Genomic DNA, 6,000 nt, shown 5'->3' with positions numbered 1-6,000 from the left:
GACCCTTCGGGTCGCATTTCCCCGATAGAGGCTGAGCGGCGAAGCCGCTCGCCTCTAGGGGCGCGGGGAACTGCGCGACCAGCCACGACGAGACCCGCAGCCGCTCGCGACGAGCACCCGGCAGACGAAGAGGCGTCGTCCGCTCAGCCCACCGCCAGGTGCCCCGTTTCGTTCCAGGACTCGATCGCCGGATCCCCGTACGCCCAGCCCAGCACGGACAGGGACGTCGGGTTCAGCCGGATCCGCGCCGCGAAATCGATCGGCAAGCCCAGCCAGCGCGCCCCGATCGACCGCAGGATGTGTCCGTGGGCGAACACCAGCACGTCCCGGTCCGCGGAACGGGCCCAGGCGACGACCTCGTCCGCCCGCGCCGAGACCTCCGCGAGCGTCTCCCCGTCGGGCACACCGTCGCGCCAGATGAACCAGCCGGGCCGCAGCTCCTGGATCTGGGCGGGGGTCAGACCCTCGTACGCCCCGTAGTCCCACTCCATGAGCGCGTCCCACGCGGTGGCCCGCTCCCCGAACCCGGCCAGCGCGCACGTCTCGCTCGCCCGCACGAGCGGCGAGGTCCGCACCTCGACGCCGGGCAGCCCGTCGTAGGGCGGGCGGTGCAGTCGCTCGCCGAGCAGCTTCGCGCCGCGCCGGCCCTCCTCCAGGAGCGGGATGTCCGTCCTGCCGGTGTGCCGTCCGGACAGGGACCATTCCGTCTGTCCGTGCCGGGCCAGCAGGATGCGCGGTGCCATGCGGGGACCTTTCGCAGTTCAACAGTTCAGGAGGGACCCGTTCATCATCGCGCAACCTCGGCGCGGTCCGCCCGCCGGGCAACCCGGCCGGCGATCTCCGCGTCTACGAGGGTCAGAGGTCACCCACCAAGGACCTCATTCACGCCGTAGGGTGACGAAGTGGCCGGAGGCCGCCGACGAGGGAAGAGGGGGAGCGGCCCGCATGTCGCAGACCGACGACGACGCAGCGCACGCCGGGGACATACCCGGAGCGAGGCTGCGCTGGTGGACCGAGCTCCCGTTGATCTTCCTCGTGTACGGCGTGTACACGGCGGGCCGGCTGCTGGCCCGCGGCGACGTGAGCACGGCCGTCGACCACGGCCTGGCGATACTCCGGGCCGAGAAGGCAGTCCACCTCAATCTCGAACATCCGCTGAACCGTCTGTTCACCCGCGAGGCCTGGATCGGCGTCCCCGCCGACTTCTGGTACGCCTCGCTGCACTACCTGGTCACGCCGGCGATCCTCGTCTGGCTGTTCCGCCGCCGCGCCCATGTGTACCGCGCGGCCCGCACCTGGCTGATGACCTCGACGCTGATCGGCCTGATCGGCTTCACCCTGCTCCCGACCTGCCCGCCCCGCCTGCTCACGGCCGGCTACGGCTTCGTCGACACCATGGCCCAGTACAGCTCGTACGGCTGGTGGGGCGGCGCGGCGAGCGCGCCCAAGGGCATGGGCGGGATGACGAACCAGTACGCGGCGATGCCCAGTCTGCACGTCGGATGGGCGCTGTGGTGCGGCGTGATGCTGTGGCGGCACGGGCGCGGCCCGCTCGCGAGGACGGCGGCCGTCGGCTATCCGCTGATCACGACGATCGTCGTGATGGGCACGGCCAACCACTACTTCTTCGACGCGGTCGCGGGCGCCGCCGTGATGGGCGTGGGCCTGCTGCTCACGAAGCCGGTCCAGCGGCTCGCCGGGCGGATCCGGGACCGGGTCGCCGCGGTCCTGGCGAACGGCTCGTGGGCGGCCCCTTCCGCCACACGTTCCTCGATTGTCAGTGGAGAGTGCCAGACTTCGCCGGGTGAGCGAATTCCCCGACAGCGCAAGGGTGCCCCGACCCACGACACCGGTGACGGGGCTGCGGCACCAGCTCGCTGAGCTGCGCGGCCCGGACCGGCCCCCGCGCCCGCTGGACGCCCGCGCCCTGGCCGCCCTCGCGGCGAACCCGGGGTGCAGCCGGCGCGCGCTCCTGGACGGGGCGGGCGTCGACAAGGCGCGGCTCGCGGACGCGCTGGGGGCGCCCTCGGCTTTCGGCCAGTCCCAGTTCGCGCTGGCGCGGGGGAACGTGTTCGAGGCGCGGGTGAAGGCGGACGGCGGCGCGCAGTTGCTGCGGCTGGTGCACGAGCGGGTCGGTCCCGCGGGCGCGCCGGAGCCGGTGGCCGAGCTGGTGTCGGCGCCGGATCTGTCGGCGGCCGGTCCGCAGGGCCGTACGGCACGGACCGCGCTGGCGCTGCGCGAGGCGGCTCAGTCGCCGGGCACGTGGACGTTCCTGGACCATCCGATGCTGGCGCTCGACGTGGCGGGCAGCCCCGCGTTCCTGGAGCCGGACGCCGTGGTGGTGCATCCGGACGGGAGCTGGACGGTCGTCGAGATCAAGTCGTTCCCGATGATCGACGGGGCGGCGGACGCGGCGAAGGTCGGGGCGGCGGCCCGGCAGGCGGCCGTGTACGTACTGGCCCTCGAGCAGGTCGCCCAGCGGCTGACCGGCCTCGATGCCGAGGTCAGGGTCCGGGACCGGATCGTGCTGGTGTGCCCGAAGGACTTCTCGAACCTGCCGGCGGCGTCCGCGGTCGACGTGCGCAAGCAGCTCGCGGTGACCCGCAGGCAGCTGGCCCGGCTGACCCGGATCGAGGACATCGCGGCGGCGCTCCCGCCCGGCACGGCCTTCGACCCGGAGCTGCCCGCGGCCGAGCTGGCGGCCGCGGTCGAGGCGGTCCCGGCGACGTACGCGCCGGAGTGCCTGGCCGCGTGCGAGCTGGCGTTCCACTGCCGCGAGCGGTCCCGGGCGGCGGGCGCGGTGATGGTGCTCGGCCGGCCGCTCCGCGCCGAGCTGGGCGGTCTGACGACGGTGGACGCGGTGCTCGCGGCGGCGCACGGCGAGGGCGGCGATCCGGCGGACCCGACGGTGGCGGCGCTGCGCCGGGCCGCCGCGCTGCGGGCCGAGGCACTGAGCGGCAAGGAGTGGCAGCGGTGAGTCTGATCAACCATCTGGCCCGGCTCGAGGCCACGAGCACGGGGCGCGCGCAGCCGACCGCCACGGTGCGGCACCGGCATCTGTCCCAGCGCCCGCTGGTGCTCGTCCCGCTGACGACCGCGGGTGAGACGGGCGCCCCGCTCGGCGCGCTCGTCGGCACGGAGCGGACGTCGCCGCGGCTGCTCGTCGTGCCGCAGCCGCGCGACCGCGACCTGCGTTTCGCGTTCCTCACGCGGCTCGCCGACGAGGTGCTGCCGTACCTGGACGGGTTCGCGGCGGACGTCGAGCTGACGGAGCGCAACGAGACGGACGCGGAGACCGGCAAGAAGGTCAAGGTCGAGGTGGAGCTGTGCGCGGACGCTCCGCAGCTGATCGTGCCGAGCCGGGCGGGCGTCGAGTTCGTCCGGCTGCTCGGCCGGTCGATGCGGTTCCGGCGCACCGCCGAACAGGACCCGGAGGCGCCGCATCCGGCGCCGCCGCACGTGCCGCTGCTGGGGCGCTGGCTGACGCACTTCGGGGAGCGGGCGCGCGTGCCGGGCTCCTCCCTGCTCCTGGCGATGACGGACCTGCTGTCCCGGCACTGGGCGACGGGCCAGTCGAGCCTGGAGGACCAGCACCTGGGCGCGCTGCTCGCCTGGATCGACGCCCCAGAAGGCACGTCGGGGGCGGCGGCGGCCGAGCGGGCGGAGCGGGGCCGGGACGAGCGGGGCCAGCTGCTGTGCCCGCCGGCCGGCCCGGCCACGGACCCGGCGTTCGACAACAAGCTCCTCGCACCGGCGATCGAGCGCTACGACCGGGCCCGTACGCGCATGGCGGCGGCCGAGGACGCGATCGAGGCGGACGGCCGGCTGGCCGAACTGACGGCGGCGGAGCGGGAGATCCACGCCCTGGTCGAGTCCCGCACCCGGCCCACCTGGGACGCGGTGTGGCGCGGCCTCGACGTGCTGTGCACGCTGCCCGAGGGCGCGCACGCGGCGGACCGCTGGACGCGGGACCGCTGGTCGTTCACGATGCACCGCGACCGGGTGGCGGCGGGCGAGCCCCCGCAGCCGCGCCGCGACGACGCGGTGACGGCGGCGAACAAGCTGGCGACGCGGGAGCGCGAGCAGGCCCGGCTCGACGCCCAGGAGGCGCTCGACGACCCGCTGGTGATGGCCGGGCGGCGGCTCGCCGGGGAGGCGTTCGCGTGCGAGGTGACGGAGGTCGTGTCCGCGTACAGCGAGAAGAAGCGGCCGCGTCCGCTGGTCACCGTGCGCACGGACGACCGGCCGCACCTCTCGGAGCGCGTGAAGGTGTACCGCTCGCTCGGAGGCAAGCCGCAGAGCGCCGAGTTCGTGGCGTACGAGGGCGAGGACGCGGTGGTGCTGCGGATCCTGGACAAGATGGGGCGCGGCAAGGAGCCCGAGGAGGGGTCCGTGCCGCGGAAGGGCGACCAGATGTGCTGGACGCTGTTCGAGCACGAGCAGCGCGGCGGGCCGAAGCTGCCGGATCCGGAGGCGACGCCGTGGACGCACGGCGGGCCGCCGGGGGCGGGCGCGGAGGCACCGGACGCGACGACGGCGGAGGACATCCTGTGAGCACGGTGAGCACGCCGGACACGTTCGACCCGGGAGCCGAGGCGTCCCGGGCGACCGAGGGCATCCTGCGCGACACACTGCACGGGGACGCGCGCGGTGTCGTCGTCGATTCCCCGCCCGGCGCCGGGAAGTCGACCCTCGTCGTGCGGGCCGCGCTCGAACTCGCGGACGCGGGCCGCCCGTTGATGATCGTCGCGCAGACGAACGCGCAGGTGGACGACCTCGTCGTACGGCTCCACGACAAGAGCCCCGAGCTGCCCGTGGGCCGTCTGCACAGCAGCGACGCCGACGCGTACGACAAGGCCCTGGACGACCTGCCGAACGTCCGCACCTCGGCGAAGGCCGGCGATCTCGCGCCGCTCCCCGTCGTCATCTCGACGGCCGCGAAGTGGGCGCACGTGAAGGTCGACGAGCCGTGGCGGCACGCGATCGTCGACGAGGCGTACCAGATGCGGTCGGACGCGCTGCTCTCCGTGGCGGGGCTGTTCGAGCGGGCGCTGTTCGTGGGCGACCCGGGGCAGTTGGACCCGTTCTCGATCGTCGGCTCCGAGCAATGGGCGGGCCTGTCCTACGACCCGTCGGCCTCGGCGGTGTCGACCCTGCTCGCGCACAACCCCGAACTGCCGCAGCACCGCCTCCCGGTGTCCTGGCGGCTCCCCGCGACGGCGGCGCCGCTGGTCTCGAAGGCCTTCTACCCCTTCACCGAGTTCCGCAGCGGCACGGGCGAGGGCGACCGGGCGCTGGACTTCCGCGTCCCGTCGGACGGTTCGGGACCGGACCTGGTGATCGACGAGGCGGCCCGCTCCGGCTGGGGCCTGCTCGAACTGCCCGCGGCGCACACCCCGCGCACGGACCCGGAGGCGGTACGGGCGGTGGCTCTCGTCGTACGGCGCCTGCTCGACCGGGACGGGGTCACGCACTCCGAGCGGGAGCCGCGCGAGGGGGCGCTGACCGCGGACCGGATCTGTGTCGGCACCGCGCACCGCGACCAGGCGGCCGCCGTACGGGCCGCGCTCGCGGAGCTGGACGTGACGGGGGTGACTGTCGACACGGCGAACCGGCTGCAGGGCATGGAGTTCGACGTGACCGTGGTCCTGCACCCGCTGTCGGGCCGCCCCGACGCGACGGCGTTCCACCTGGAGACGGGCCGCCTGTGCGTCCTGGCGTCCCGCCACCGCCACGCCTGCATCGTCATCAGCCGCGCCGGCATCCCCGACCTCCTCGACGCCCACCCGTCGACGGACCCGGTCCAACTGGGGGTCACGGTGAAGTTCCCGGACGGGTGGGAGGCGAACCATGCGGTACTGGACCGACTGTCGCGGCACAGGGTGACCTGGAGACCCTGACCCCCCACGCCCCCGGACGGAGTCCGGCACGCCGCCGGAGGCGGCCAAGGAGAACAGCCCGGACGGGTGGGAGGCGAACCATGCGGTACTGGACCGACTG

The 6,000-nt window shown here is 74.3% G+C and carries 5 protein-coding genes; 4 read left to right on the top strand and 1 reads right to left on the bottom strand.

The genetic code is table 11. From position 1 onward, the window contains the following. Window positions 1–143: 143 nt before the first annotated feature. Window positions 144–743, bottom strand: coding sequence for a histidine phosphatase family protein (locus ACFW9D_RS26855; RefSeq protein WP_384625753.1), 600 nt, complete (start codon window positions 741–743; stop codon window positions 144–146). A gap of 202 nt (window positions 744–945) precedes the next feature. On the opposite strand from ACFW9D_RS26855, the gene ACFW9D_RS26850 reads away from it, so the two are divergent. The 4 genes from ACFW9D_RS26850 to ACFW9D_RS26835 are packed head-to-tail and all read left to right on the top strand — an operon-like array spanning window position 946 to window position 5,900. Beyond that, on the top strand, window positions 946–1,881 hold the full coding sequence (locus ACFW9D_RS26850; protein WP_188338767.1) for a phosphatase PAP2 family protein: 936 nt from the start codon (window positions 946–948) through the stop codon (window positions 1,879–1,881). Further along, window positions 1,832–2,977, top strand: a complete 1,146-nt coding sequence (locus ACFW9D_RS26845) for a hypothetical protein (protein WP_384625750.1) — start codon at window positions 1,832–1,834, stop codon at window positions 2,975–2,977. The genes ACFW9D_RS26850 and ACFW9D_RS26845 overlap by 50 nt, the downstream gene beginning before the upstream one ends. Beyond that, a complete protein-coding gene (locus tag ACFW9D_RS26840; RefSeq protein ID WP_384625747.1) occupies window positions 2,974–4,554 on the top strand; it encodes a hypothetical protein in 1,581 nt (526 codons plus the stop codon). The genes ACFW9D_RS26845 and ACFW9D_RS26840 overlap by 4 nt, the downstream gene beginning before the upstream one ends. Next, window positions 4,551–5,900, top strand: coding sequence for an AAA domain-containing protein (locus ACFW9D_RS26835; RefSeq protein ID WP_384625744.1), 1,350 nt, complete (start codon window positions 4,551–4,553; stop codon window positions 5,898–5,900). The genes ACFW9D_RS26840 and ACFW9D_RS26835 overlap by 4 nt, the downstream gene beginning before the upstream one ends. The last annotated feature ends 100 nt before the right edge of the window (window positions 5,901–6,000 follow it).

Origin of the sequence: Streptomyces sp. NPDC059524 (assembly GCF_042749255.1) — a bacterium.
In the GTDB taxonomy this organism is placed as follows: Bacteria; Actinomycetota; Actinomycetes; order Streptomycetales; family Streptomycetaceae; genus Streptomyces; species Streptomyces xanthii.
The sequence above is the reverse complement of the archived record's forward strand: the minus strand, read 5'-3'. Positions and strand labels throughout refer to the sequence as shown.